Annotated in this window: 1 protein-coding gene; it reads left to right on the plus strand. The window is 77.1% G+C overall.

The window, feature by feature from the left end; genetic code table 11:
* A partial coding sequence (locus tag HA630_RS27320; RefSeq protein WP_166832193.1) for an ATP-binding cassette domain-containing protein occupies window positions 1-218 on the plus strand: 218 nt, incomplete at both ends.

Genomic DNA, 218 nt, shown 5'->3' on the forward strand with positions numbered 1-218 from the left:
GCGCGCAAGGCGGCGCAGGCCCAGGCCAGCGCCTGGCTGGCCGAGCGCGGCCTGGCCGACTGGGCCGACCGCGCCATCGGCAGCCTGAGCCAGGGCCAGCGCCAGCACGTCTGCTGGCTGGCCCTGCTGATCGCCGCGCCCCGGGTGCTGCTGCTGGACGAACCCTACGCCAGCCTGGACCTGCCCGGCCAGGCGCGCCTGCACCGCGAAATCGACCG

It is taken from the genome of Aquabacterium sp. A08 (assembly GCF_011742065.1).